Here is a 26,419-nt window from a genome sequence, read left to right as displayed (position 1 = left end):
GATAAGTGCTATAAAAGAAAGCGCTTACAAAATGATTTCGCATTATAGGGAAGATAGATGATGAAAAATTGGTCAAAACCGCTGATGACCATTACCGCATTAGCAGTGACAGCGACAATGAGCGGTTGTGGTTCAACGCCTGCAGATAGTGGCGAACACCAACTGGTTGTTACAAAAGAAGCATTGGTACTCACAGCCGAGCCGGTAGAGCCAAGTGATTCATGGAAACTCATCTGGAGTGATGAATTTGATGGTGACGAGATTGACACCAGAAAATGGGGGTGGGAACAGAACTGTTGGGGCGGCGGTAATAACGAGCAACAGTGTTACACCAAACGCAAAGTAAACTCGTTTGTAGAAGACGGTAAACTGCACATTGTCGCCAAAAGAGGTAACTTTACTGGGCCAGACAACCCTGATGGTAAGAAGGGTTTAAATAAAACCTTGCCTTATACCTCTGCCCGTTTACGTACCTTAAACAAAGGCGATTGGAAATACGGTCGCTTTGAAGTAAGAGCAAAGCTACCTGAAGGACAGGGAACATGGCCAGCCATTTGGATGCTACCTACTGATTGGGTATATGGTGGTTGGGCAGCATCGGGTGAAATTGACATTATGGAAGCGGTTAACCTAAAAACCTCTTCTGATGAAAAAGGTTCAATTGGTCAACCTGAAAGCCGAGTTCATGGCACCTTACACTTTGGTAAAAAGTGGCCTGATAACGCCCACACAGGCCAAGGCGCCAAACTACCTAACGGCATTAACCCAGCCGATGACTACCACACCTACGCCATTGAATGGGAAGAAGGCGAGATACGCTGGTATGTCGACAATATTCATTTTGCCACTCAGAAAGATAATGGTTGGTATAGTCAATACGAAAAAGACGGGGAGTTAATCACTGCTACTGAACCCGGCGCGCCGTTTAACCAAAAATTTCACTTACTTCTAAACCTAGCGGTAGGCGGAAACTGGGCGGCTAAAGCCAATGAACACGGGATTGATGAATCGGTGTTCCCGCAAGCCTTGTCAGTTGACTATGTGCGCGTATATCGCTGTAGAGTGGACCGCTGGAAAGGTAAAGGTTGTGCGTCAGTGTCAGAAGATGCGGTGTTAGTGCCTGGTGTAGAGCCTCCTGCTATTTTAGCTGCGGATGATAGTTATGCCGATGGCCCGCTATTGGATATCTATACCGATAACCTAAATAGCAACCTAGCCTTTGAAAGCTACAATCCGGTTGATGCGGTTAAATACGCGGAAGTTGAAGAAGCAGGTCGCGGCAAAGTTATTCAAGTCACGAAGCAAGATGGGGCTGGTAACATCTATTTCCGCGCGCCAAAGACCGATTTAACACATTGGTTAGAGACCGGCCATTTAGTGCTAGACGTGAAAGTAGAGAGCCAAGCAAGCGCCGCCGAACTGCTAGTTAAATTGGATAGTGGCTGGCCGAACACCAGTGATTACACCGTAGAGTTACCTCCTGTTGGTAGCTGGGGTGAAGTGAAAATTAGTATTGCTGACATCCTAGCTGGCGGTAATCGCTTTGCTGGAGGCGCAGCCAATATCGCAGAAATTAGAAACTTGTTGGTATTTGAACAGTCGCCTAACACTGTAATAAAGCTAGATAACATTCGTTTCGAAAAGTAGCGAATTTGGTGTTAAATAGGGGGTGAACAGCCCCTCTACATACGGGTTAAGCAGATAAGTGCTTAGCCCTTTTTTTAGGCTATTCCCCATCGCTCCAACCCATCGCCCCCCCTTCAAGCTAGATTCACAGCGTTAGTTTCAGCCCCCTTAAATCAATACCTTTGATAAGGCTACACATCACTGACCTAGACCTAAAGCAAGCTCAAGTCATTACGTTCACAGGACGCTAAGCACTGAGTCGTTTGAACTATCGCTATCTGCTCGCTAAGACATCCAGGGCACTAGCTTTGCTAATGGGCGGCCTCTGTAGTTGAAACGCCCTCAAAGGGAGTCTGAGCCTATCTAGCTGGAAAGAAAAAAGCATCCATAGATGCTTTTGTTAATCAATGTCTAGAACTCGAAGAGAGCGTCATCAGTTCAGGTTTCTGGCCTACTGTTATTTAAGGTGCTACCTTCAACTCATCCCAGTAGAACACTTTTGGTCCGACATCTTCACCGCGTACACCAAAATTAAAAAACACTGTCACTTTGTTATAGTTCCAACGGCTATTCAGGCTAGGATTCGCTGTAGAGAAATCGAAGTTCAACCGCTCCCATTGGTTAGCGCTGCGTGTTTTAACTTCTACCTCAGCGAAGTGCTGTCCTTCTTTGCTATCAGCAATTTTAAGCCTTACCGGGACACCAGCCTCAGAAGAATATACCCAAAGGCTTAACGTAGGTTTATCACCCGTCATCACCAAGGGACTGGCAAAACCATCGACCCCGCCAACCGTTGTACCGGCCCATATTGCGGCATTTTCTGACTTAACGGTGGCGGCAACACGCCCTTTTTGGCCTTTAGGGTCATCAATGATCTCGGTTTGATTACCGCCAAAATCCACTAACTGATAATTAGCCTCTACTTTATCAAAATTGATTGGCATATCGGCTTCAGGGTACTCAAAGCGAATATTATCCAATTTAAAGGTCATCTTGCCGGTGGGTTCTATCACAAATAAATTTGTCACTTGCGTCATATCAACAAACTTACCCGACACCAAGCTATTACCATTTTCCACGAGATCAGCAACGTTCACTCTAATCTGGGCCCATTCACCTTTTTTAGGTAAATTTACCTTAAAGTCACTAGCATCAGGCCAACCACTGTCCATTTTCACCAACAGTGCCGCACTTTTATCCATAGATTGAATGTTTAAATCAAATATCAGCTCTCCACCTTTTAACCAGTGGCTCATATTGGTCGGTGGCGCGGTAAAATAGACATTGCCCGCCTTACCTGATTTACTGATCTTCACAACCTTACCGCGGCCAAGCTCATCAAGCTCTTGATAGATAATATTATTTTCTGGGTCATAACTGTTGGCGGTAAGACGACCGTCTAAACTGTCTTCAAATAACCCAAATACCGGGCCGGTTGCAAAACTACGGTCGGCTACCGATAACTCTGGAGCAAGGTAACCCTCGACCAACGCCGCATCATTAGAAATAGTGGCACAGCCCCTACCCGTTGAACGATCCACTGAACATTGATACACCCTGACATAATCAATACTTAGATTTTGCGGGAAAACAGAACTGTCGACTCCTGTATCGTTGGTATTTTCCGCCCAAGAACCTCCTACCGCTAAGTTAAGTAGTAAGTGGAAATTTTCATCAAAGGGCGCTGCGCCTTTACCATTAATCAACACACCATTCTCTTTGAATTGGCTGTACCACTCGTCTTGACGCTGTGTTGCATAGTGCAGATTATCTACGTACCAGCGGATCTCGCCTTCCTCCCACTCGATAGCATAGGTATGAAAATTGTCTGCGGGGTTTTTCCCGTAAGGTAAGCTGTAGGCTTGGCCGGAGCGCACATTTTCGGGGAAAGCTCGGCCGTAATGTAACCCACCATAAACCCGCGATTCTCGTTGGGTGCTGGGTGCATCTTGCAGGTCAGTTTTGGTTTTTAAATTTACCGCTTCTACAATGTCAATTTCCCCCGACGCAGGCCATTTACCGTAAACCGAGTTTGAGGGTAGCATCCAAATTGTCGACCAAGTGCCCTGCCCTTGCGGCATTTTTGCGCGGACTTCAAATCGTCCGTACTTCCAATCAACTTTGCCTTTGGTGTGTAGCTTGGCTGAGGTAAATGGAAGGGTCTTCTTCACACGTTTATCACCGCCGGGTAAAGAAGCGCCGCTATAGTTTCCGCGTTTGGCCGCTATATGCAGTGCGCCATTTTCAATAAAGGCATTGGCTTTTCTCTTTGTATAACATTGCTGTTCATTGTTCCCTCCTCCCCAGCAATGCTCTTCAAAGCTCCATTTAGCAACATCTATGTCAGCCGCATTAAATTCATCACTCCAAACCAACTGCCAAAGCGCACTAGGTCGACCAGTGGGATCAGTAGCATCGACACTCACTGCCGCTGGGGGTGCATTAGTTGAGCCACAAGCATTAAGCAATAAAACTAGACATGGTGCAGCCACCACCAAATGTTGTTTAACTCTCATTATTTGTCATCCTTGTCACAGTTATTTTGAAAGCGCTTTCATTTATACCATTGGTAGTTTAGGCTTAAAACCTTAGTGTTGATTGTTACTGATCTAGTCATCACAAATGGGATTAAACTCACATACAGCAGCAACTTAGAGCTTAAAAGTAAGTTCCAACCCAGTGTCTAAGGCTGACAAATACATCGACAAAGCAGCGCTAAATAAAACAAAAATTTAGAAAGCGCTTACTAAATATAAGTTACGGAAAACAACGTTAGCTATTTGAAGCAGATTGATTAATTGAACTCAAAGCCAGTGCAGGTTTATTCAAGCGTTTACACGATTTCGACGACTGATTGTTTGGATATATAGGCAAGAGTGGCTTTGCCATCATATTGAAAGGGAATATGTATGAAAAGGACCTCTATTTACTTGTTATTGTTGTGCTGCTTAAGTGGCATCAGCAAAGCGGCCAATGTGAATACTCACTGCGGCTCATTAAAATGTAATCCAGGCGATCGCTCAAGTTCGGCGACCATGAGCATTCACTTTAAGCCATTAGGCAATAAGAAGGATAATTGGGGTTTACATATTTGGCCTAGTAATGACACCAATGCCTCGCAAAACACACCAGCCAAAGCTGATTTCAGGCTTCGTCAGGCGACTAGCTTAACGTCTTTGTTAACCCCTAGCGCTACCGATGCCTTTGGCCTTACGTTTACTATCCCACTTAGGCGCAATGCTAAACAGTTCTCTTACGTGCTAAGCGATGGACAAAAATTTCATGCCGATGTCAAAGAATGGAAGTGGGTCAAAGATAAACAAGGCTTAGAAATATGGGTGATTGAAAACGACCCAGCCATTTATACCAGCCAACCTTCGGTAGCCATTGTTCAAGCGGCGCTAACTCACTTTAACAAAACCTCTACAGTTAGTCGCTCCGCCAAAACAGAAGAGCCAGTAAAAGCCACCGCTAAAGCCACCAATAAAGCGAAATCGACCAACACCTCAAACGCTTTGATCAGTGGTCAATTAAAACAGCTGGAACAACAACTGGTTAATCGAACCAATAGTATCTCGGCTCTACAATCTAGTTTAAATTCAGCCCAGAAAACCACACGACAACTTAATAGCCAGCTGAGCAATAAGCATAAAGAGTATTTAGCCCTAGCAGAGCGAAATGAAAAAATTAGGCAAGACAGTAGCAACCTTACCCAATCTAACAAGAACTTGAGTAATCAGATCAATAAGCAATTCACCAGCGAAGATAAGCAACGATTACAAACCCGCAATAATGAACTGGAAGAACACATTACCCGCTTGGCAGCGCAAATTGCAGGACTGAAAAAAACACTCACGAATACTCCAGCAGGCCCCGAGCGAAATAAACAAATCCAGCAGCAACTCGACAGCCTTGTAGAGCAACGCGAGCAATTACGCGCAGAAGGGAATAAGCTTAGTGCACAAATTTTAGCGTTGGTTCAGCAACCTATTGAACAGCAGCCCTTCAGCTTAAAGCTACTACCTGTATGGGCGCTTGTAGCAATAGTCGTCATTTTGATATGCCTAATTATTGGCCTATTTATACTGACGAACCGACACTACCGAACATTAAAACTGTCAATGACTGAAGCCCTAAAAAAGAAACAACAAGAGCTAGAACAAGAGAAAAACTACGCCAGCACTGCTAATGCAAAACTAAGAAAAGTGTTACATGGCCAAGTAAAAGAATCGAGTTGGTCAGACAACACAACATCCATAGGTATTCATAAAGAAACCGTTTAATCGAAAACGAGGTGGCTAATTCCTCGTGCTTGGGCTCAACGAGTCCAACACCGCTGTAGATAAGGTTTGCCCATTCAAACCTTATCTATCATTTTGGCTAACGCCGCTCTGCCCTTTACTCGCCTTAGCTTATTGGCGCGAAGGCTAGAAATTCACTTATTCTGGTCTATTATTTAACCATGACAGAGATAACAAAACCGAGCCAAACCAATAAAGCTCGTCGCTCATAGGCCGATACACTTCTATGCCTCAGTCAAGGCTAAGGTTAACCACTAATGGCTAGTGACAGCTTCATTTTAAGCCCAATAAGGTAATCTAGACATCGAGAGTAATACACTAAAGCACCGTATCCAGCGAGATGCCGCTAACCTGCTTTATGGCAATGCTTTGTCAGGGATCTTAATCTCTATTATTGCCTCTAGTTTTCTAGTGTTCGCCTTTAGTTCGCCTGAAATAGCACAATTTAAACACGCGTGGTGGCTATTGATGACCAGCCTATTGCTGATTAGGCTACTCGATTTATGGTGGTGGACAAGCCAGCAAAAAAACACCCTGTTCAATGGCCGCAAAGCGATTGCTCGCTTTATCACCGGCGCTAATATCACCGCCGTAATGTGGTCGTTATATGTGCTGTTCATTGTGAGCAATGAATTTACTAGTGATATTGATTTAAGTACCCATATCATCATCATTTCCGCCATGGCAGGAGGATCCGCAACGGTATTGGCTGGACACAAACATACCGCCATGTTTTATGCCTTTATTTTACTCGCGCCTCCTTCAACAGCGCTATTACTCTCCGGTGAGCACAACAAACAAATGCTTGGGATTCTGGGTCTACTGTTCAGCATTGTTATGCTGGTCATAGCTAAGAAAAACGCCCTATTTACCGAACAAGCCATGCTCCTAAAAAATGAAAATGCCGTGTTGGTTCACCAAATGGAAGAGCAAGTAGAACAACGCACCAATACTATTTATGAATTATCAAACCTAGACCCCTTAACTAACTTATTTAATCGCACTGCTTTTTTAAGACACTTAAGACAAGAGCTAACGCAGTCGCAAAAAGCCCATCAGCAACTCGCAGTGTTGTTTATAGACTTAGATGGTTTTAAAAAAATAAATGACGCGATTGGCCACGATACAGGTGACCAAGTATTAAAAAACACCGCGGATCGCCTGCAACAGCAATGCGCCAATCCAAAGCTATTATGTCGCTGGGGAGGCGACGAATTCCTAATCGCGCTAAACAACACCAATCAATCATCCGCCATTACCTATGCGAAGAAAATCATCGAAAACTTATCTACTGCCTATTCTTTCGAAAACAATCGACTATCAGTGGGAGCAACCGTAGGCATTGCCTTTTATCCCGAGCATGCTGATAACGAACATAGTTTAATTAGGCTTGCTGATACCGCTATGTATGCACAAAAAAAACGAATCCCTTGCTCTGTGGGGGTATTTTCAGAGCAACTAGAAAAACAAATACACCGAGAATTGCGACTCAAGGATGGGCTAAGCCAAGCCATAAATAAGCAACAGTTTAGTTTAGTCTTTCAGCCTATATTGCGTTCGTCAGATAAAAGCATTGTCGCTTTTGAGGCCCTATTACGCTGGCAGCTTGAGCAGGAGTTTATACCGCCTGACGAGTTCATTAGCATAGCCGAACAATACGGTTTAATTAGGCAAATTGGGGCCTGGGTGCTGCAACAAGCCTGCGAGGTAGCGAGTCGCTGGCCAGCTGAGCAAAAGCTGGCAGTATGTGTCAACGTATCGGTGATTCAACTCGAGGACTCTGACTTCATTGATATCGTCGCTGCCGCGCTGATACAGAGTCAACTGCCTGCAGAACAACTGCATATTGAGATTACCGAATCAGTATTTACCTCAGATACTGCCTTATTATCCACGCAGATTAGAGCGCTGCAAAAGAAAGGGATTACGGTATCAATCGATGATTTTGGTACGGGTTATTCATCATTATCCTTGATGCAAGATCTGGCCGTAAACATTGTCAAGATTGACCGCTCTTTTGTTGACCGCATTGATACCAATGGCTACGCAATCATCAATGCCGTTATGAATATCGCCGATTCACTGAAATATGAAGTAGTGGCCGAAGGCATTGAAACTAAAGAGCAAATGCATACATTAACGGATTTAGGTGTCGACTACTTACAAGGCTACTATTTTTCCAAACCTTTAAGTATTGAACATACCAAACAGTTCATAGCGCAAGCAGAAGCTTGCCCTGTTACCAATAAAAAAAGCCAACAGCTTTAACTCTCGCTCTCCTTTGAGCGTGCCGCTATAAACGATTATCTGTTATTGCAGCGCTTAAACTTGATGAGTAGTAATCTGCTGCTTACTTAGGACCGTAGCGCTGATCATAACCGCCACAGACTTAGACGTAGGGGTATCACTATAATCACCCTTGCTAGCCAGTGGCACCAAAGGATTAGCTTCTGGAAAATAGGCCGCTGCATTACCCGTCGGTATATCGTAACTCACCAACTTAAAGGCTAATACTCTACGCTCAATGTCATCTGGCCATAAGGTTTCAATATCCACTAGGTCGCCATCATTAAAGCCAAGTTCACTAATATCTTGTGGATTTAACAGCAAAATTTTACGTTCGTTATAGATCCCACGATAACGGTCTTCAAAGCCGTAAATAGTCGTATTATATTGATCATGAGAGCGCAATGTTTGCAGCACAAATATACGATTATCCGTTAATGCTCTTACCGAAGCGCTGACAATGTCTTCAGGTAAAGAGCACGTGGTTATTAAGGCTTTGCCAATAGCAGTATTCCATTGTCGGTTGCGGGCACTGTTGCCAAGGTAAAATCCACCTGGTTGTTCTATACGTTGGTTAAACTGCTGAAAGCCGGGAATCGTTTTTTCTATCAAATCTCTAATTCGAGCGTAATCGTCCACCACGGATAACCAGTCTATTGGCGATTGTCCTAAGGTGGCATGCGCGATGCCCGCCACAATGGCCGGCTCTGAGCGCATATGCTCTGTATTTTCATCTACAACTCCCGCGGAGCCATGCACCATTGAAAAAGAATCTTCCACGGTGACTTGCTGGGGCCCGCTCACTTGACTGTCGACATCAGTTCGACCCAAGCAAGGCAAGATCAGCGCTTGTTTTCCCGGAGTCACATGGGTTCTATTTAGCTTGGTAGCAATACTAACCGTGAGCTCACAGTTAGCTAAGGCCTGCTCACTCAATTGGGTATCAGGGGCCGCAGCAACCAGATTCCCCCCGAGACCAATAAACACCTTACTACGCCCATTTAACATGGCTTCAATAGCTTGAACCACGTTATGCCCCGGTTTATGTGGCGGCGTAAAGCCAAATACTTGTTCAATGCTTTGTAAAAAGGCCGCATTAGGTTTCTCGTTGATTCCCATAGTACGATCACCTTGAACATTAGAATGCCCCCTTACCGGACAAACCCCCGCGCCTTGCCTACCGATTTGCCCAAATAATAACTGCAGGTTGGTCATCTCGTGGATCGTGGCCACAGAATGTTTGTGCTGAGTAATCCCCATCGCCCAAGCAATGATCACTCTGTCAGACTGTTGATAAAGATCTGCCGCCGCCTCAATTTGCACTTGGCTTAAACCTGATTGCTCAACAATTTTACGCCAAGGTGTTTGTTCTACCTCTACCAGGTAAGCCTCTAAGCCTTGGGTGTGTTTGTCGATAAACGCCATATCAAATACCGCTTGCCCTTGTAACTGGGCTTGCTGATGTCTCGACAATAACACCTTTACCATCCCACGCACGGCAGCCATATCGCCACCCAGTTTGGGCGTGAAATAATGACTAGTCGTAGGACTAGAGCCTCCACTCAACATTTCTACCGGCTTTTGCGGGTTAGCAAAGCGCTCTAAACCACGCTCCTTTAAATTGTTGAACGCCACCACTTTTGCCCCTCGGTGCGTAGCATGAGCCAGCGTTTCTAACATTCTAGGGTGATTAGTGCCGGGGTTTTGACCGAACAAAAATATTGCATCAGCAAGCTCAAAATCTTCAATAGTCACGGTACCTTTACCAATACCAATGCTGGAGATTAAGGCATGGCCACTGGCTTCATGACACATATTCGAACAATCGGGGAAGTTATTGGTACCGAAGCGACGAGCGAATAATTGGTATAAAAATGCCGCTTCGTTACTGGCTCGGCCTGAGGTATAGAATTCTGCTTGGTTGGGGCTGTCGAGCTGATGTAAATGCTGAGCAATTAACGCAAAAGCCTGATCCCAAGAAATGGCTTGATAGTGATCGCTTTGTTGATTGTAGACGACGGGTTCAGCCAAGCGCCCTTGATACTCTAGAAAGTAGTCACTTTGTTTCGCTAACCAACTGACCGAATGCTCGGCGAAAAAATCTGCGTTAACACGCTTAGATGACGCTTCCCAATTAACCGCCTTCGCGCCGTTTTCACAAAAACGAAAGGTAGCCCGTTGGCCTTTTTCACCCCACGCACAACCGGGGCAGTCAAAGCCATGGTCTTGATTAGTTTTCAATAAACGTTTTACATTCTTGGCAACATTTTCACTTTTAACTAAATGTTTAGCGGTACTTGCTAACGCACCCCAGCCACCAGCGGCTCCAGTATAAGGTTTATGACTCATTAACTATTCCTTTTGGTGTTACGGATCCGCCACGGGGCGTGATAAACATTAAATTGTTCGGCTTTGGTAAAGCCGATTAAGCTTATGTCGAACTGCTTAGCGACCGCTATAGCAAGGCTTGAAGGCGCGCCCACCGCGACCACTACTGGGATACTGGCCTGCACTGCCTTTTGCATTAATTCAAAACTGACTCTGCCAGTTAACACTAATACTGTCTGACACGCTGTTATATTTTTTAGCAACAACTGCCCAAGTACTTTATCCACGGCATTGTGCCTACCGATATCCTCTTCTATAGACAACCATTGGCCTGCTGAATATAAACCCGCTCCATGCACCGCCCCCGTTTCTGGATAAAGTACTTGTTGAGCCCTTAATAAATTAGGAAGTTGGTACACCCGTTTTTCGTCAAGCCAACCACTCGCTTTATCGATATTTGCTTGATGACGAAGCGCTAACGCTTTGACACTGCTTTTACCACATAAGCCACAGCTAGAATAACTGGCAAAATTACGCTGCAATTGGCTCCAATCTAATTCCACTCCCTTGGCCAATTTTATCTCTATGTGGTTGTGCGCAAACATTGAATCATCATCAGCAACAGCTTGATATTGAATATCATCAACATCAGAGATGGCACTAATAATATTTTGGCTAAACAGAAAGCCGAGAGTAAGTGCCAAGTCTTGTCCAGGGGTGCGCATGGTTAAACTCAACTCGCGCTGCTGATAGGCTTGCAAGGTCGAGCTGAACCAAGCAATCGACAACTGCAGCGGTTCTTCAATTGCCAGTGAATCGTTGTCTAATTCTGTAGAACCTAAGGTCGCCGCTGAAAATTTACACACCGCTAATCGAGAATGTCCGTTTATCGAAACAGGCTCTGCCGGGGAAGTGTTGCCACGCGCAGAGTTTGCCGATAACCAGGTCAACGGTTTTGTCTGTACATGATCGCTTGGTAACGTCAATGGAATGGGCATTAGGCTCCTGCTTTGGTATTAACGAAAACAGCATTTACCGCTGTAACTACCATGCTCCCAGACTAATCAAAAGCCTAGGTCAAGGCCAGTAATATACTGCGCAATTAACCACGCTGTGATGCTGATTCCAATCCCCATCATATCGGGTTTGCATCACGCTTCATCTTTACTCAAATACTGAGATGTTTAGCATAATCGCTATGATGCAACCGATTGCCCATCAGCCACTGCGGCGCGATTACTGTAAAAGCGCTTCTCAATATCTCGCACTTCTACCGAAATCATGTCGACTTGAGGAAGTAACTCACATACTGCTTTAGCCACTGCATCTGCTAGGGCTTTTTTCTGCAGTTCACTGCGCCCACTAAGCAGCTGCACAGAGGTGTGAACATAAGGCGCTCGTTTGCCCCCCACTCGATAATGATTGGCTAAGACTAAACGGGCTTTTACATCACCTTTATTAAATAAACCACTTGCCTCAGCTGCATCGTGTACAGCCTCGACCAGCACATCAAAATTGACTATACGGGCTAAATCTGCAGGGCACTCAATTATACAATGGGGCATACACTTTCCTTAGTTTGGTTAATCGTGATTTTCGGTTCAAGATCGCACATTTGCTCAGTATGGTTGTATCGTTAATGCTTCTTCCATAAAGTGGTGAACGCTTTGTGGATAATACCATTGCTTTTGGAAAAGCAATGATGGTTCACCTCGACACTATTTAAAAGGAAAATTATGACAGTAGAAACCATTCACAAGATTATTCTTCACCCGTTCATCCAAGAATCGTTACAGAGTCTTAAAACAATGACGGGCTTAGAAGGTCGCGCAGATGAGCCATTTGTCGATAAAGTCGAGGATTTTCGATTCAAAGGTTACGCTGTTTGTTCTGACATGCATGGCCAGCTAGATGGTGTGGTATTGATGCATCACTACCAAGAAACCGCCATCGCTATCGGTCAAGCGGTACAGCAGTCCTTAGTGGGTGAAAGCAGTATCAGTGACTCGTTAAACGACGAGTTAATTGCCGCCCTAGAAGAATGGGGAAATACCATTGTAGGTAGAGCAACTCATCAGCTACAACAACACAATTTAGGTTTTGAATTCGCCAGCCCACATGTGGCATTAGATCTCAACGATATGAGCCGCTACCTACAGGGCGTACAACAAATTGTCACCGTGCCTGTGCACGTTGAAGGCGTAGGACGTTACTACTTCAATTTGTTAGTTCGTGAACTCAATACCGCCGATGTTTATCAAGACGCAATCACCAATAGCGAAGCCTGCATTATTCCTCCACCTATAGAAGGCTCCCCTTTAGCAAAGGATGCGCTCATTATGACAGTAGATGATAGCCCTATTATTCGTAAGGCCATGATCAAGCTGCTGGCTGGTTTAGGCTATAACAATGTGATTGAAGCAGAAGACGGTGACATTGCGCTTGAAAAATTAAGCTGCGAACAGCCTGACTTTGTCTTTATGGATGTAGTCATGAACAGGCTCAATGGAGACAAGGCATTAGCAGAGATGCGTAAGCTTAACCAGCATACTCCCATTGTTATGCTCTCATCGGTGACCGATTCCACCGTGGTAGATCAGTGTCAGGAGCTTGGCGTGCAAGGTTTTATCTTTAAACCTTTAAATGCCGAAACCGGTGGCCAAATATTACAAGCCTACTTAAAGAAATAACACGGCAATCATAAAACCAACGTGCGTTTACGCGCGTTGGCGCTTTACAAACACGATAGCTAACCAAGCCAATAGTAACAAACCAAAGCTTGTTGGTTCATTGACGCTTGCATTTTGTACCGCAAACGCAGCTAGCTGAGGTGCCTCGCCGACATAGACGTGATCAATCAGGTTACCGGTTGATCCTGGGGTTAATGATGTAAAACTAATTCTACTGGTGTTATCCCTTGCTACAAACGTTGCGCTGAATGCCAACCAGTCATTTTTGTTATGATCGTTAAGCACCCTTGATACTAGGCTTTTGCCTTGGCCATCCACAATACTGACCTCGAAAGATTCGTTTAAATTGGCGCGAGCTCGATAGTCAAAACCAAAGCGATATTGCTGACCCGCTGCAGTGGCGAAGTCTTGAAAAATTGAATAGTTTCCCGCTTGGCATGCCCTTGGCCCCTTACCTAAACAATGGGCGTTTAGCTCGATAAACTGTTCACCATCGGTGGCCGCAATACCAAATAAACTGTCCCATATTTCAATGTTATGTCCCTGCCACCCCGTGACTTGTTCACTGGCAAAAAAATTCCATGAACCGGTTCGCACATTATTATCTTCAAAACTACCATTGCTAATGATTCCGGCATTGGCGAACAATGGAAATAGGCAAACTAACCTTAATAGTAACGTCATTATATGCTCCCTTGCATTTTGCAAACTAAGTGCTTAATAAACCCTTGGCAGCAAACATCACACCAACTTCATGGTAAGCATTTAACATAATGATTTATTTGATTTTATAACTATTAAGTCCTTGAGCGAATTGCCTTTGTTATACGGTGTAGCAACGCGAATGTCGCTGAGGAGGAGATCGAAACCACCGCTGTAAGCGTAATGATAAGTGTCTACTAACTTGATTCACCCGGTGCCAACAAGGAGGCTCCAATTATCAATCGCGATAACAAAAGCAAGCCATCTAAAGTACCTAGCGGCCGCTTGGCTCGTTTAACCAGCTTAGGCTCGTTGGCATCTCGAGTCGCCGGCGGTATGCTGGCGGAAGGAGCGTCACAGCTAGCAGCAGGAAAGCGTCCAAAAATCAATCAAATGTTGCTCACTCCCAGTAATGTAAAAAGAGTGGCCGACCAGTTAGCTAAACTTCGTGGTGCAGCCATGAAGGTCGGTCAACTCATGTCGATGGATACCGGGGAAATGCTCCCTAAAGAACTCAGTGAGTTGTTAGCCAGACTTCGGGCCGAAGCCGACCCTATGCCTATCGGTCAATTGAGCCAAGTATTGTTAGCTGAATGGGGGGATAACTGGCAACAACAGTTCAAACAGTTTTCTTTAACGCCTATCGCTGCGGCTTCTATTGGTCAAGTACATAGTGCTTACTTAGACTCACAACAACGTTTAGCCATAAAAGTGCAATATCCGGGAGTTAAAGGTAGCATCGATAGCGATGTCGACAATGTGATCAGCCTACTTAACCTCAGCGGCTTGCTGCCAAAACAGTTTGCTTACCAAGAGATCCTCCAAGCAGCAAAAATCCAGTTACATAACGAAGCCGATTACCTCAAAGAATCCCAGTTTCTACTGCAATACACCGCCCAACTTGAGCAGCACCCCGAATTCGCGATACCTAAGCTTTACCCATCACTCACCACCAGCAATATTCTGAGTATGAGCCATGTAGATGGGGTGGCTATCGATCAGCTTAGCAACGCGCCACAGACACTAAAAAATCGTGTTATGCACTCCTTATTTAAACTATTGATGATGGAGTTGTTTGAATTTGGCCTTATGCAAACTGACCCCAATTTTGCAAATTACCTTTACTGCAGTGCTTCTGAAAAAATCGTGTTATTGGACTTTGGCGCCACCAGAGAGATTGCTCCCCAAATATCAGCAAACTATCAAAAACTGATTAGCTCTGCGCTAGACAGTAATTTTAGTTTAAATACTGAAGCACTTATGCAACTAGGCTTTATTGATGAGACAAGCACCGATAGGCAGCTAGAGACTTTAGCGACGCTATTAAAACTGGTCATTAGCCCGCTACAATTCGATGGGCCATACCCGTTTGCTAGTTCGCCGCTAGCCAAGCAAATGCGAGAGGCCAGCTTACGCTTAAGTTATGAAGAAGATTATTGGAACACCCCAGCCATTGATATCTTACTGATTCATCGAAAAATTGGCGGCATGTATTTACTCGCTACAAAATTAGGGGCTTCGGTGAATCTAAAGCAACTTTTTGCGCCCTACCTGTTAACCCATCAGCAATAATGGTCACTTAGTCTCTGACTCGCAGTTCTACCATTACCGCTGCGTGATCACTGGCTTGGCTATCAATTGCATAGTCGGCATGGGTGAGGTGCCTATCAAAGCACTGATAGTTAACTACTTCTGCCATCTGCTGCTCATAATCGTCAGAAAACTCTCCAGACAGTAAGATGTAGTCGAGAATATTGCCCTGCCCGCCCCAATAATGCGTGGCAGCGCGGGGCGATTGTTGTTTACTTAAGATATAAGCATCGTGGATCCGCCAACAACTTTCTATCTCTGAATGATGCGGCTGAGGCACATCAAAGATATGCGCTAAAGCACCTTGAGATACGTCATCGTTAAAATCTCCCGCTATTATCACCGGCTCCAATTGGCTACGCCGACAACTCAGAATATCTTTCATCAACAACGCTATTTCATGGGTACGCAAATTATCAGACTGCCAACGGCCCAAATATTCATCAATATCGGAAGGCTGACCAACAATAGACTCATCTAAGATAGGCCGCTTAGACTTGAGGTGAACCACATAAATCCGCACCCAAGCGAAACCGGGTAGTTTAACCTTGGCGATAAGTGGCGCGCGGCTAAACTCATCAGCCATTGTGGCATTGAACAAAGAGGCAGTACGCAATGGATACTTGCTAGCCAAAGCCTGACCGGGTTTGTGGTAAACATAACTATCTTCATCTAGCTGACTGCTGCTCGCCAAGAAGTGGGGATAACCTAATGATTTACACTGCGCAGCTAAAGCGTCAGCACTAAAAACCTCTTGAAACGCCATTACGTCAGGCTGGGCTTGATTAACCATACGGGCTAACCAGTCTTGTTTTTGTTGCCACTGATGAGCATCTAAAATATTGTCAAACTCATAGGCCGCAAAAGGAGGCGCTAGATAGTTAAGCAAATTTAAACTGAGTAGTTTGATAATGATGTCCTAAGCTAAGTGTTTGTTTAACTGATTTTTATATCGAAGAAAGTCCAAGATGTCTGTTCCAGCTTGTGATTTCAAGTATATACCCATTATTCAGCCTTCAAACGATTTGTAAGCAAGATCTCACTTAGTACTTTAAAGCCAATTAGTCGCTTTAGGATGGCTGAGATAAGCAAAAATTTGTTGTAAGATGACTTAATAAAAGCAACAGCGCGGTCACCCGACCGAGAAGGTATAGATGTTAAAAGCGATTACCGCAGAGTTTGTAATAAAAGTTGAAGGTCGCAATGTTGAGGTAAAAAAGGGCCGTGTGCCTGAGTATTTTATTCAAGAAATAAAAGATGTACAACGCAGTGGCCAAGCCATCACAGGAAAAATTTACGGTATGCGGCGAGGCAGGCAAATAAATCTAGAATGCTCGAAAAGCATCCCAGATTTCATGTTACAGCGGCTGCGAAATGTTTGGAAACCGACACCAACGCCAATTAATATCGGCAACCGTAAACGTCACTAAGTACCAATCTAAACCCCCCTACAAGCTAGCCATATAGTTACTTATTCATGGGTTTAATTCTAAAGCGATCAAAACGTCCTACGCCACCTTTTCTGTGAATAGCGAAAATGGTCACCTTGTCACTCTCACCACTGTTAAAATCTACACTAATACTTTCCCATTCAGGGTGATAATCATCTTCTGTGTAAGTTAACAACTTTAAGGTCTGAAATTTATTGACCACTTTTTCGTTTTCGCCAATTTTCCCCACCGTTGTCACGCCGACTTTTCCAGACCCTTTCATAAACAAGGTTAAGGTATAGTCGGTATTTGGCTGTACCGTTATGTCTTGTTCTATACGGCCATTAATATCAGTGATTTTTGCCGATGATTCATCATCTCTACCTTTATCAGAGATCGCTGATTCACCGGAATGTCTCCATCCATACCACCCTTGCTCAAAATCTGGATTAATCACCTTAACGCTTTTAGCTTGGGCACTATAACTAACAGCCGATATAGATATACCGCAAATTATCGCTAAAAAAACTTTCAGCATTTTTAATATCCTTATCATTAAACGAATAATCAATCCGCCGCTACCGCTTGCTTTACAGCTTCCAACAAACAACCAAAACGACATAGCGCTAACTAGAATCCCCGCTATATACCATCGAAACTGTCGGTAAGCTTTACTCTTTTCAGGGCTGCTTGTACGTCGATAACAGACAGCCAAAGAGCTTATTATATTATAAAAGTACTTATATCATAGGATCACAATGACACTCTGAACAAAGCGAAGTAAACCACAATTTATGTGATGAAGATCAACAAGATAAGTAAGAAGGTGATACAAAGAAACACGATATGAATAGTTAGTCGATGCACAGACAACGCAACAATGATCATTGTCGCGTTGCTAATCCACTCAGCCTTAAGGCAATAAATCCTTAATTGTGGCTGATGCTTAGTTGGCTAAAACTAAGGTCAAATATCTGTCCATCATAATCTTCGTCGGCAGTGAACTGAGGGTAAATACCCGCCTTAAAATAATAAGCGACGTCAGGGTCGGTCCATTGTTCACTGATCACAACACTGCCGTCGTTGGTATCTGAATACACTTCACCCCAAGGCAAGGTGCGAGACACTTTATTTGAACCATCGGCATATTCTGTTGCTAGACTAATCCCCGCTTCATCAACTTGAATCACGTATGACCACTCTTGCTCCGCTTGATAAGTGCCCATGTCGACACTAAATGACCATTCATCACAGTTTGGATCTGCAATGACATCTTCTTCTGAACCACACTTCTCATTGTTTTTGTAGAAGTCTTGATTCAAGATCACCCTAACTGGCGTATCACTGCCTTCCCAAAGCAACTTAACCAATGCCTGTTTCACTTCCCAGCCGTGCACCTGCCCAACCACGACTTTGGGCTTTTGACCGTCAATCGTCGGGTAATCGTCAATACGCAAAGTAGCGCTGAGACGGTGCGTTTTGCTATTCGTGTCACTGTCAACAATTGACCAACTTGTGGCATTAGAACTGGTACTACACGAGCCTACGCTTTGAGCATTAAATAACTCACGTAGCTCCGAGCGAATATAGTTGGTATTTGCTGTTGTCGTGCCATAAGCCATATTGGCTCTAAAATGCATCCGCCCATCAATGACATTGAAGTAAGCAAGCTCGGCGAGGTCATGATATATATTGGAATCATTATTCAGAACATCCTTAGATGAATCACAATGCTCAGGCTCTAGTTCAGCAGCGCTACTCCCCCCCTCGCCATACCAAGTATCTTTACTGGCGGGAATCGTGATTTTCCAACTATCGATATCCCATGAGCTTGTCTCAAGTTCATCAATAAATTCATTTTCATAGTATTGCAGCGTAGCAAATTGTACTTCACTCCCCCCATCGTAAAATTGGTTATACACACCCGCCTTAAAGTAACTGAGCAGCGCATCCCAATAGCTAATATCGTAGTTAAGCTTGGTTTCACCGTTCACCTTAAGTACCAAGGCGCTATTACCAACAATAATCTCAAAGTGAGTAGCTGCGTCCGCCGTATAGTGGGTCAATGGGAAGTAACGATAAGAATTGTCACATTCATCCTTACCATAATAGCTATCTTCATTGCCCTCTCCACACTCGTAAGCATTAGTTTTAACTACCGCCCAGTAATGACTTGAGTAATCAGTACCATCTACGCTGCGCGATTGTTCCCACACTACGCGTAATAAGGGGTGGGAAATGATGCCATCAGTACCACCACTAATCACAGTGCCTTTATTGTGAACTTGTAGCAGGGTGAAAGCATCTTTAGACGCAGTACTAGCGGCCACCGATTTTTCGGGTTCAATGGGTAATACGCTAGCCACCAAGCGTTGTTGGTATTGCTCACTGGCACTTGAAAAGTTGTTGAGAATGCGTAATTCAGAACGGTTGCTATAACCTTGCATGGTAAAAGTGAGGTCGCCGCTTTCTCCATCTATGTAAAAATACTCATCGTGGTATTCATCTAATTCGCTGATGGTAACTTTATTACCTGCTGAGCCTTCAGGATCGGATACCTGTAAGGAAGAGGCATCTATAACCCCTTGATAACGCTCCAGCGAATAAGGGATGCTATCTTCTGGGTACACGGGATCGACCGGGTCAATAGGGTCTATGGGATCTACGGGGCCTGCACAGTCTTGATTACATATCGGGTCGTAAGATGAATCTGAACCACCGCCTCCACATCCAAATAAACTCGCAGTGATAAGGAAAGCCAATACCTTTGGGTACATTGTTGTTGTCATTATACTTTTAGCCTAAGTCCGTTTGTCTCTAGCAGATTATAAAAAATACAATAATACAATACAACGTGATAGCTCTCACTTTTGCTAGGGTCAGAGACTGTAAGATGTGGAAACCGCCTATCAACACGCATCTCAGTGTTGTCTAAACGCCACCATCAGGCGAAAAAAAACAGGATAAAACTGCGTGGCTTCCAACAAACTTCACATTTCAGCTATACTAGCCAGCGCCAATATTCAGCCATAAACACTGTAGAACATGTCATTTAGCGCCTTAGGCTTACACCCTCAAATACTCAGCAATCTAAAACATGCGGGTTATCAACACAGCACGCCAGTTCAACAACGTGCGATTCCTGAAATTTTAGCTGGGCATGATGTCTTAGCAGTAGCTCAAACGGGTACCGGTAAGACTGCCGCGTTTACTTTGCCTTTGATCCACCAGTTAAGCCAACATGGACAAGCAGGCACGATCAGCGGTATTCGAGCGCTAGTATTAACGCCAACCCGAGAATTAGCCCAACAAGTTCAAGCTAGCGTGCAAAAATACGCACATGGCTGCGATCTTACATCGATAACCATTTATGGCGGTGCCAGCATTCAGCAGCAACAACAGCAACTCGCAGCAGGGGTGGCAGTCGTCATCGCAACACCAGGCAGATTATTAGATCACTTAAGGCGAGGTTCACTATCACTCAGCTCGCTGCAATATTTAGTATTTGATGAAGCTGATCGCATGCTAGATATGGGCTTCAAAGATGAACTAAAAGCCTTGCTTAGCTTCGTGCCAAAGGTTCGCCAAACCTTGATGTTCTCAGCGACCTTAGATGACAGTATTTTCCGCTTTGCCAAGCCCTTGCTAAGCAAGCCAAAATTATTAGAGATTGCCAAAGCGAACACTATCGCGACAAAAATTGAAGAGCGTGTATACGCGGTCGACAAGCAACAAAAAGCAGCCTTACTCAGCCACCTTATGATTCAACAAGCATGGCAACAAGTACTGATTTTCAGCCGTAGTAAACAAGCTGCCGACGAGCTAATCACCAAGCTAGCAGCAAAAAATATTGAAGCTGCCGCTTTTCATGGCGATTTATCTCAAGCAGCCCGTGAGCAAGTACTAGCAGCATTTAAGCAAGGAGAGATACAAGCCTTAGTAGCAACAGATGTAGCCGCGCGAGGTTTAGATATTGAAGAACTAAAATATGTGGTCAACGTTGAATTGCCCTTTAAAGCTGAAGATTACATTCACCGTATTGGCCGAACCGGTCGTGCAGGGAAAGCGGGTATCGCCATCACTTTGCTCAGTGTCGATGACGAACACCTATTAACAGAGCTAGAGATATTATTAGATCGTCGACTTCCCCAGCAATGGTTGGAAGGTTTTGAGCCTGATTTAACCAAAGCGCCACCGGTTAACAAAAAAAATTCACGCTCAGCACAAAAAAGAAAAGCTCGGCAACGAGCATTAGGCAGCTCAGCAAAAAGTCGAAAACGTTAATCATCTGCGTTCAGATGATGTCCCCATCACCAACCTACAAGGCTTAAAATAATGCCGCTTTCTGCGCCCTTGAAAAGAAACCTTCGCAGTGTATTAATCCTCTGCGCCATCATGATTTTTGTGCAATTTATTAACACCTTAACCCTAGGCTCGGTCTCTTCTTTAGGCATTTACCCGCGAAGTTTAGCCGGGTTACTAGGTATTCCATTAGCCCCATTTATTCATCATAGCTGGGTACACCTTATTTCCAACTTAGTGCCATTTGCCATCTTGATGATGTTAGTGGCCCAATTAGGGCAAAAGGTCCTTTGGTTAGGGAGCGGCGGTATTATACTGATTGGCGGAATACTGGTGTGGCTATTTGGCAGCAGCGGTATGCATGCCGGTGCCAGTGGACTGATATTTGGTTATTGGGGCTTATTGTTGGCTTATGCATGGTTTAATCGCAGCCTAAAAAGTCTGCTAATAGCAGCATTGGTGCTACTTATTTATGGTGGTATGTTCTTTGGTTTATTCAGTTTACGAGCCAATGTGAGCTGGTCTTCTCACATATTTGGCGCCTTGTCCGGTGTGTTCATGGCGTGGTGGCTAACAAATGCTAGGCAAAGTAAATAAGCTCTCGCTTTAATCGCAGATTTACTTAGCTATTTTCGCTTATTGATCAGACAATATCAGCCGTTAATATTAGTGGGTTGTGTTAGCCATCATGCGACGAGTTTCGCTAGCAGGTATTGCAACCCTCGACCAACACTATTGGAGTTACACATGTCCAAAGCAGAAACCAACCTTTCAGCCTTTAGCAAAGCGGTTATTAAAGCCGGCGAACTTTGGGTACTGAGTGCCGACGACGAGTTTGTCGTGGTTGATTCTATCGAGTTTGAAAATACCGATGTTATGCCGCTGTTCTCTAATCAGGCTGCCGCAACAGCGCTGTGTGTTGAAGACTGGGCAGACTACCAACCAGTCACAGTAAAAATAGACGACTTTTTTGATGAATGGCTACCCAACCTAGATGCAGACAAAGTCTTGGTTGCCATCGACTTAGATGAAAACTTAGTTGGCGAAGAAATTGAAGCCTTCACCTTAGCCAAACAACTGGCTGAAGATAACGCTTAAATTTTCACTAAAAAAGCCGCCAACACTTAAACAACAAGGCGGCTTTTAAATGCCTTAACAACGCTCGTTGATTCGATTTATTAAGATGATTCAACGCCCCGTAAACGAGGCCCTTTCACTTGGCGTAAGTGTGCACATTCGGCACTGTTCAATGCTGGTAAACAAAACCTCCATATAGATATTTAGTGGCTTCTGCGCCTAATACCAATACCTGATCGCCAGGCTCCAGCGGTTTAGTTTGCAATAAACGCGCGAAGCTCAACCAAATAGCCGCCGACCCTAAATTACCGAAATGTTTGGCGTCGTTTATAATTTGCTGCTGCGGATAAGCAAGGGCTTTGCTTAATAACTTGTCAATATGGCCATTGGCTTGGTGTGGCAGAATATAACGAAAATCCCTGAGTTGATAACCTCGCTCTAATACGGCTTTTAACCCTAATTCAAACAATTGAGAGCCCGTTTCTCTTACGGCATTACTATTGTGATGAAAGCGAGCCATTTGCGCCTCTCCCACCGTATCGGCCCCGGCATCTAAATAAAACCCAGGTTCTTTCTGATGGCCAATTTGCCCCAGGTAAATGTCTTTAATTAGTCCTCTAGCCTGCTTAGCTGGCGCAACAATGACCCCACCGCATCCATCTCCCATTTGAACAAAATTAACTAACTGTTGCTGGTCTACAAAGTGGGGGGCTAAATCAAAATATACCGATCCGGTTTCACTGCCAACAATGGCCACTGGCTGCTGGTCGGCGGCGCACAGCGCACTCGCCATTTGTAAGCAATTAGCAAAGCCGGTACAGGCTTGGCGTAATTCTAAGTAGGCTCCATGATAGGCCAACTGATCAGCTAACCAAGCAGCATTAGGGGGGACTTGGGTATGTGGCGTACAGGTATGAGTGAGCAAATACGATAGCTGATTAGGCTCAAGACCCGCTTCACTTAAACATTGCTCTATGACTTGTTTAGCCATAGATACGCCATTAGGCGATGCTTGGCTGCGGGGCTGTGCGAAGTTACGGCTAAAATATCGCTGTTCAACCCCCAGACGCTTGGCAAAAATGTGGGCTTTACGGGCCATTCGCCAACCACAGCGGTCGGACAGTTGTGCTAACAATTGTTGGTTACTCACCGCTTGATTCGGCACACACCAGTTAGCAGCCAGTAGATTTAACGAATGCCTTGCAAACTTTACAGCCATTTTAACTCCAGCTTCTTTTGTAATACCTCAAGATCGACCCCCAAAACCTCAAACTGATTGGCTTGGCGGCCTAATAATGTCATTAGCTGTTGTAATATCAACAGCCGCTCTTCAGCGATGTCTGCCACGCTAGCGCCCAAATGTTTAGCAAAGTATTTGCTCACATATACGTGTTTAGCTTCGTCTTTCTTAATCAAACCACACAACAATGAAAAGGGATGTTGGCTGCCAATAGTGCCCCGTTCCATCATCTGCATCAGTTGTGTCACGCAGGCATCTAAACTCGCGATACGAATAAATTGCTGTTGAAGGCTCTCACTGCGTCCCAAACCAGAATAAAAACGCTGGGCCGCACGGCGTATTTGATGCTGCTCTGTCAGTACCGGCAATTGGGCAAATACCCATTGTAGTGCTTCGTCGTGCCAAGCCTCATCGGCTTCAACTTCATTTAACGCATTAATCGACGATTTACACACTTGCGGCGCTAAGACCTTAGCCTGTTGCTGAAAAACCAATTGGGCAGATTGCTCACCACATAACAATAAGGGCATTAACAATGCCAGAGCTTCACTATGTGTATCGTTAAAATGTACACCTTGTTTGGCATAGTGCTGAGCCCACTTAGCAATTGCATGCTCAGTGTTAAGCTTGCCAGGATGGCTACTAAAGCAGCCCCCCATAGGATGACGATTCATATGCTCTCTCCTATTGATAAGGAGGGCGACGTATCACGCAACGGTAAACATAACGGGAGTAATAACAGATCAAACACCAAGGCGATCACCAAGCTTAAGCTCGACAATAAGCTCATTTGTTGAATAGGTAAGAAGTCCGATAACGCCCCTAAAGAAAAACCAATAACCAATGCTCCTGAGGTCAGTAACAAAGCTGGAATAATATCGTTCATCCCTTGCTGGAGATTAGCGACACTGCGAGCCGGGTGCACGTTGAGTAAAATATGCAAACTATCGTCAACAATGATGCCAAGCATCATCCCCATTACAACCGCGCTGCCTAAACTTAAATGCTGCCCACTCCATTGCCATAGAGCAAACACCCACAGTAATGGCAAACCATTAGCCAATAAGGCTAACACCATTAAGTACACACTGCGACGTAACAGCAGCACCACTAAGGCCACCAATAGAAGGGCCGCTGCAAAAGATAACAGCATCGCCTGACCGTTCGCCTGGCTGAATTTGGCAAACAGCAAATTGTTGCTATATGCCGGTGATAAATTAATCTGTTGCGAGCCAGCCCAATCTGCTACTCGCTGCTCAAAGGCGATGAGCTGACGACTAGTTAAAGGCTGCAGCCACACAGTCAATAATTGTTCTTGTTTAAGCCATTCAACATCAGCTTGTTGTAGCGCAAATACCTTAGCCTTAGCACTTGGATCTTGCTCAAGCCAGTCTAACCAATCGTTACGACTCGTTAGCTGGCGGACTTCCGGTTGCTTATTTAAAAAACCTAATAGGGATTCAAGAGCTGACACATCAGCAAATGATCGTTGGCTTTGATCTTTTTCAAGCAATAGATAGCGCAGACTATGCATACCCAAAAACTGCTGCTGAACAAGATTTCGGCTTTGCGAAAAGGGGTTATCATCAGGAAAGTAACCTAAGGAGTCGTCATCAAAACGTAGGTTTTTCACTGACATCACTGCTACAACACTTAGCCCAAACACCAGTATCAATAGGCTTTTTCGCGCTTTAATCAAGCCAGAAAATTTAATAGAATCTGCCTCAGGCCGCACATCTATGGTCGTGCTTGTCACGTCAATACCCTTTACCCAAAGTGGCAGTATTGAGTAACAAGCCACCGCATTAATCACCACAGCCATCGCCACCATTAAACCAAAATCTGCAATCGGAGGAGATGGGCTTAAATACAGCAACAAAAAACCAAGTGCTGTGGTCAATGCCCCCCAAAATAGCGGTAACAACTTACTCTCTAAGGCTAAGTGCATCGCCTGTGCGCTAGAAAGTGGTAACTGGTTGGCTTTTGTTCGTAATAAGCGACGCCAAGCAAAATAAAGATGGCTGGAGTAGGCCATGGCTAAACTCACCAGCACCAGCGGTAAAAAGGCACTAATTGCGGCCAGTTTTAAGCTCATCCAAGCACTTAAACCTAAGGTAATAAGCAGACTGATTAACGCGCAGCTAGCCATCCCCAGTAGCCAACGAGGCTGGCGAATAACCCAGCTAAATAAAAGAGCAAAACTGAGTAATAAAGCCGGAGCAAACCAGCTTAAATCATGGCGCAACACCGCTAAGTATTGGCGACTTAAGGCCAGTTCCCCCCCATAACGATATGAAAAACCGACCGTTTTGCTAAACACATCGAAACGACTATCTAAGTGTTCAAACAATTGCTTTAAGGCACTCGCTTGCGCTGCTATTTCAGGGGAGATATTTAAGCCCAAGCTGATGTTTAAGCTGTCTTCACTAACAAACTGTTTAGCAATATTGGGGGGCAGTGCCTGTTCTAGCGCTAATAAGGTGTAAGGGCTAACCGCGTCTACCCCTGAGAGCTGACCAAGTTGCTCTATAAAATCCTTAAGACTTTTTTGCTGTGAGGAACCACGCCATGAAACATCACTAGTCAATAATAACAATAAATTGGGTGCAGCCGTGTACTGCTGTTGAAAACGTTCAAGCGCTATAACTTGAGGGTCATCTTTGGAAAAATAAGCTTGAATGCTTGGCTGAACCTGCAACTTGGGTAATCCGACTACCGCCAATAACACCAGCAACAACCACCCTATTTGCACCCAAGCTTGCTGCATACTCACGATAAATCTTGAGATCCCCCGACTCTCCATTTAAGCCTTACCCTTAACTAAGCTGATTAATGACCATAATTGAG

20 protein-coding genes are annotated in these 26,419 nt (G+C 44.7%); 9 read left to right on the top strand and 11 right to left on the bottom strand.

Annotated elements, in window-relative coordinates; translation table 11 throughout:
* Nucleotides 1-57: 57 nt before the first annotated feature.
* Nucleotides 58-1,647 carry a glycoside hydrolase family 16 protein gene (locus tag M0C34_RS04450; protein WP_248714451.1) on the top strand — a complete coding sequence of 530 codons (1,590 nt, stop codon included), beginning with the start codon at nt 58-60 and terminating at the stop codon, nt 1,645-1,647.
* A gap of 440 nt (nt 1,648-2,087) precedes the next feature.
* On the opposite strand, the gene M0C34_RS04445 is transcribed toward M0C34_RS04450, so the two are convergent.
* Entirely contained in the window at nt 2,088-4,142 is a 2,055-nt protein-coding gene (locus tag M0C34_RS04445; RefSeq protein WP_248714450.1) for a glycoside hydrolase family 16 protein, read from the bottom strand.
* A gap of 393 nt (nt 4,143-4,535) precedes the next feature.
* On the opposite strand from M0C34_RS04445, the gene M0C34_RS04440 reads away from it, so the two are divergent.
* Together M0C34_RS04440 and M0C34_RS04435 are read left to right on the top strand one after the other, a co-directional pair.
* Entirely contained in the window at nt 4,536-5,909 is a 1,374-nt protein-coding gene (locus M0C34_RS04440; RefSeq protein ID WP_248714449.1) for a pullulanase-associated domain-containing protein, read from the top strand.
* A gap of 387 nt (nt 5,910-6,296) precedes the next feature.
* Nucleotides 6,297-8,195: a putative bifunctional diguanylate cyclase/phosphodiesterase gene (locus M0C34_RS04435; protein WP_248714448.1), complete on the top strand. Its 1,899-nt coding sequence runs from the start codon at nt 6,297-6,299 to the stop codon at nt 8,193-8,195.
* A 54-nt stretch (nt 8,196-8,249) separates the two neighbouring features.
* On the opposite strand, the gene M0C34_RS04430 is transcribed toward M0C34_RS04435, so the two are convergent.
* The 3 genes from M0C34_RS04430 to M0C34_RS04420 all read right to left on the bottom strand — a co-directional run bounded on the left by M0C34_RS04430 (nt 8,250) and on the right by M0C34_RS04420 (nt 12,106).
* Nucleotides 8,250-10,562, bottom strand: coding sequence for an FdhF/YdeP family oxidoreductase (locus M0C34_RS04430; protein ID WP_248714447.1), 2,313 nt, complete (start codon nt 10,560-10,562; stop codon nt 8,250-8,252).
* Nucleotides 10,562-11,539, bottom strand: a complete 978-nt coding sequence (locus tag M0C34_RS04425; RefSeq protein ID WP_248714446.1) for a formate dehydrogenase accessory sulfurtransferase FdhD — start codon at nt 11,537-11,539, stop codon at nt 10,562-10,564. Before M0C34_RS04425 ends, M0C34_RS04430 begins: the two co-directional genes overlap by 1 nt.
* Nucleotides 11,540-11,737: 198 nt before the next feature.
* Nucleotides 11,738-12,106, bottom strand: coding sequence for a 5-carboxymethyl-2-hydroxymuconate Delta-isomerase (locus tag M0C34_RS04420; RefSeq protein ID WP_248714445.1), 369 nt, complete (start codon nt 12,104-12,106; stop codon nt 11,738-11,740).
* A 171-nt stretch (nt 12,107-12,277) separates the two neighbouring features.
* Here M0C34_RS04420 and M0C34_RS04415 point away from each other — a divergent pair, with 171 nt between their 5' ends.
* Nucleotides 12,278-13,231 carry a response regulator gene (locus tag M0C34_RS04415; RefSeq protein WP_248714444.1) on the top strand — a complete coding sequence of 318 codons (954 nt, stop codon included), beginning with the start codon at nt 12,278-12,280 and terminating at the stop codon, nt 13,229-13,231.
* A 27-nt stretch (nt 13,232-13,258) separates the two neighbouring features.
* Here M0C34_RS04415 and M0C34_RS04410 read toward each other — a convergent pair whose 3' ends face one another.
* Nucleotides 13,259-13,915 carry a DUF642 domain-containing protein gene (locus M0C34_RS04410; RefSeq protein ID WP_248714443.1) on the bottom strand — a complete coding sequence of 219 codons (657 nt, stop codon included), beginning with the start codon at nt 13,913-13,915 and terminating at the stop codon, nt 13,259-13,261.
* Between the two features lie 303 nt (nt 13,916-14,218).
* Here M0C34_RS04410 and M0C34_RS04405 point away from each other — a divergent pair, with 303 nt between their 5' ends.
* On the top strand, nt 14,219-15,505 hold the full coding sequence (locus M0C34_RS04405) for an ABC1 kinase family protein (protein ID WP_371923117.1): 1,287 nt from the start codon (nt 14,219-14,221) through the stop codon (nt 15,503-15,505).
* A gap of 7 nt (nt 15,506-15,512) precedes the next feature.
* Here M0C34_RS04405 and M0C34_RS04400 read toward each other — a convergent pair whose 3' ends face one another.
* Nucleotides 15,513-16,412, bottom strand: a complete 900-nt coding sequence (locus tag M0C34_RS04400) for an endonuclease/exonuclease/phosphatase family protein (RefSeq protein ID WP_248714442.1) — start codon at nt 16,410-16,412, stop codon at nt 15,513-15,515.
* A 265-nt stretch (nt 16,413-16,677) separates the two neighbouring features.
* Here M0C34_RS04400 and M0C34_RS04395 point away from each other — a divergent pair, with 265 nt between their 5' ends.
* Entirely contained in the window at nt 16,678-16,953 is a 276-nt protein-coding gene (locus M0C34_RS04395) for a DUF3634 family protein (RefSeq protein WP_248714441.1), read from the top strand.
* A gap of 37 nt (nt 16,954-16,990) precedes the next feature.
* Here the strand turns inward: M0C34_RS04395 and M0C34_RS04390 are convergent, their stop codons facing one another.
* Both M0C34_RS04390 and M0C34_RS04385 read right to left on the bottom strand, forming a co-directional pair.
* Nucleotides 16,991-17,491, bottom strand: a complete 501-nt coding sequence (locus M0C34_RS04390) for a carbohydrate binding domain-containing protein (RefSeq protein ID WP_248714440.1) — start codon at nt 17,489-17,491, stop codon at nt 16,991-16,993.
* A 391-nt stretch (nt 17,492-17,882) separates the two neighbouring features.
* The gene (locus M0C34_RS04385; protein WP_248714439.1) at nt 17,883-19,742 is read right to left on the bottom strand and encodes a polysaccharide lyase family 7 protein; all 1,860 of its coding nucleotides are present in this window, start codon (nt 19,740-19,742) and stop codon (nt 17,883-17,885) included.
* A gap of 256 nt (nt 19,743-19,998) precedes the next feature.
* Here M0C34_RS04385 and M0C34_RS04380 point away from each other — a divergent pair, with 256 nt between their 5' ends.
* The 3 genes from M0C34_RS04380 to M0C34_RS04370 all read left to right on the top strand — a co-directional run bounded on the left by M0C34_RS04380 (nt 19,999) and on the right by M0C34_RS04370 (nt 22,353).
* Complete coding sequence (locus M0C34_RS04380) at nt 19,999-21,237, top strand: DEAD/DEAH box helicase (protein ID WP_248714438.1); 1,239 nt, start codon at nt 19,999-20,001, stop codon at nt 21,235-21,237.
* Between the two features lie 51 nt (nt 21,238-21,288).
* Entirely contained in the window at nt 21,289-21,852 is a 564-nt protein-coding gene (locus M0C34_RS04375; RefSeq protein ID WP_248714437.1) for a rhomboid family intramembrane serine protease, read from the top strand.
* 150 nt (nt 21,853-22,002) lie between these two features.
* Nucleotides 22,003-22,353 (top strand): DUF2750 domain-containing protein, encoded by a 351-nt coding sequence (locus M0C34_RS04370; protein ID WP_248714436.1) that lies wholly within the window; start codon nt 22,003-22,005, stop codon nt 22,351-22,353.
* A 148-nt stretch (nt 22,354-22,501) separates the two neighbouring features.
* Here M0C34_RS04370 and M0C34_RS04365 read toward each other — a convergent pair whose 3' ends face one another.
* The 3 genes from M0C34_RS04365 to M0C34_RS04355 are packed head-to-tail and all read right to left on the bottom strand — an operon-like array spanning nt 22,502 to nt 26,339.
* Nucleotides 22,502-23,551, bottom strand: coding sequence for a 3-oxoacyl-ACP synthase III family protein (locus tag M0C34_RS04365; protein ID WP_248714435.1), 1,050 nt, complete (start codon nt 23,549-23,551; stop codon nt 22,502-22,504).
* Nucleotides 23,542-24,246 (bottom strand): hypothetical protein, encoded by a 705-nt coding sequence (locus M0C34_RS04360; protein ID WP_248714434.1) that lies wholly within the window; start codon nt 24,244-24,246, stop codon nt 23,542-23,544. The genes M0C34_RS04365 and M0C34_RS04360 overlap by 10 nt, the downstream gene beginning before the upstream one ends.
* On the bottom strand, nt 24,243-26,339 hold the full coding sequence (locus M0C34_RS04355) for an efflux RND transporter permease subunit (protein ID WP_248715593.1): 2,097 nt from the start codon (nt 26,337-26,339) through the stop codon (nt 24,243-24,245). Before M0C34_RS04355 ends, M0C34_RS04360 begins: the two co-directional genes overlap by 4 nt.
* Nucleotides 26,340-26,419 lie beyond the last annotated feature (80 nt).

The organism is Agarivorans sp. TSD2052, from assembly GCF_023238625.1.
Taxonomy (GTDB): Bacteria; Pseudomonadota; Gammaproteobacteria; order Enterobacterales; family Celerinatantimonadaceae; genus Agarivorans.
This window is presented reverse-complemented; position numbering and strand designations above follow the sequence as displayed.

Coding starts and splice junctions, on each gene's coding strand:
- M0C34_RS04395 (WP_248714441.1), top strand. CDS start 16,678: ATGTTAAAAGCGATTACCGCAGAGTTTGTAATAAAAGTTGAAGGTCGC.
- M0C34_RS04365 (WP_248714435.1), bottom strand. CDS start 23,551: ATGGCTGTAAAGTTTGCAAGGCATTCGTTAAATCTACTGGCTGCTAAC.
- M0C34_RS04390 (WP_248714440.1), bottom strand. CDS start 17,491: ATGCTGAAAGTTTTTTTAGCGATAATTTGCGGTATATCTATATCGGCT.
- M0C34_RS04355 (WP_248715593.1), bottom strand. CDS start 26,339: ATGCAGCAAGCTTGGGTGCAAATAGGGTGGTTGTTGCTGGTGTTATTG.
- M0C34_RS04415 (WP_248714444.1), top strand. CDS start 12,278: ATGACAGTAGAAACCATTCACAAGATTATTCTTCACCCGTTCATCCAA.
- M0C34_RS04440 (WP_248714449.1), top strand. CDS start 4,536: ATGAAAAGGACCTCTATTTACTTGTTATTGTTGTGCTGCTTAAGTGGC.
- M0C34_RS04450 (WP_248714451.1), top strand. CDS start 58: ATGATGAAAAATTGGTCAAAACCGCTGATGACCATTACCGCATTAGCA.
- M0C34_RS04445 (WP_248714450.1), bottom strand. CDS start 4,142: ATGAGAGTTAAACAACATTTGGTGGTGGCTGCACCATGTCTAGTTTTA.
- M0C34_RS04360 (WP_248714434.1), bottom strand. CDS start 24,246: ATGAATCGTCATCCTATGGGGGGCTGCTTTAGTAGCCATCCTGGCAAG.
- M0C34_RS04375 (WP_248714437.1), top strand. CDS start 21,289: ATGCCGCTTTCTGCGCCCTTGAAAAGAAACCTTCGCAGTGTATTAATC.
- M0C34_RS04425 (WP_248714446.1), bottom strand. CDS start 11,539: ATGCCCATTCCATTGACGTTACCAAGCGATCATGTACAGACAAAACCG.
- M0C34_RS04410 (WP_248714443.1), bottom strand. CDS start 13,915: ATGACGTTACTATTAAGGTTAGTTTGCCTATTTCCATTGTTCGCCAAT.
- M0C34_RS04370 (WP_248714436.1), top strand. CDS start 22,003: ATGTCCAAAGCAGAAACCAACCTTTCAGCCTTTAGCAAAGCGGTTATT.
- M0C34_RS04380 (WP_248714438.1), top strand. CDS start 19,999: ATGTCATTTAGCGCCTTAGGCTTACACCCTCAAATACTCAGCAATCTA.
- M0C34_RS04385 (WP_248714439.1), bottom strand. CDS start 19,742: ATGACAACAACAATGTACCCAAAGGTATTGGCTTTCCTTATCACTGCG.
- M0C34_RS04430 (WP_248714447.1), bottom strand. CDS start 10,562: ATGAGTCATAAACCTTATACTGGAGCCGCTGGTGGCTGGGGTGCGTTA.
- M0C34_RS04420 (WP_248714445.1), bottom strand. CDS start 12,106: ATGCCCCATTGTATAATTGAGTGCCCTGCAGATTTAGCCCGTATAGTC.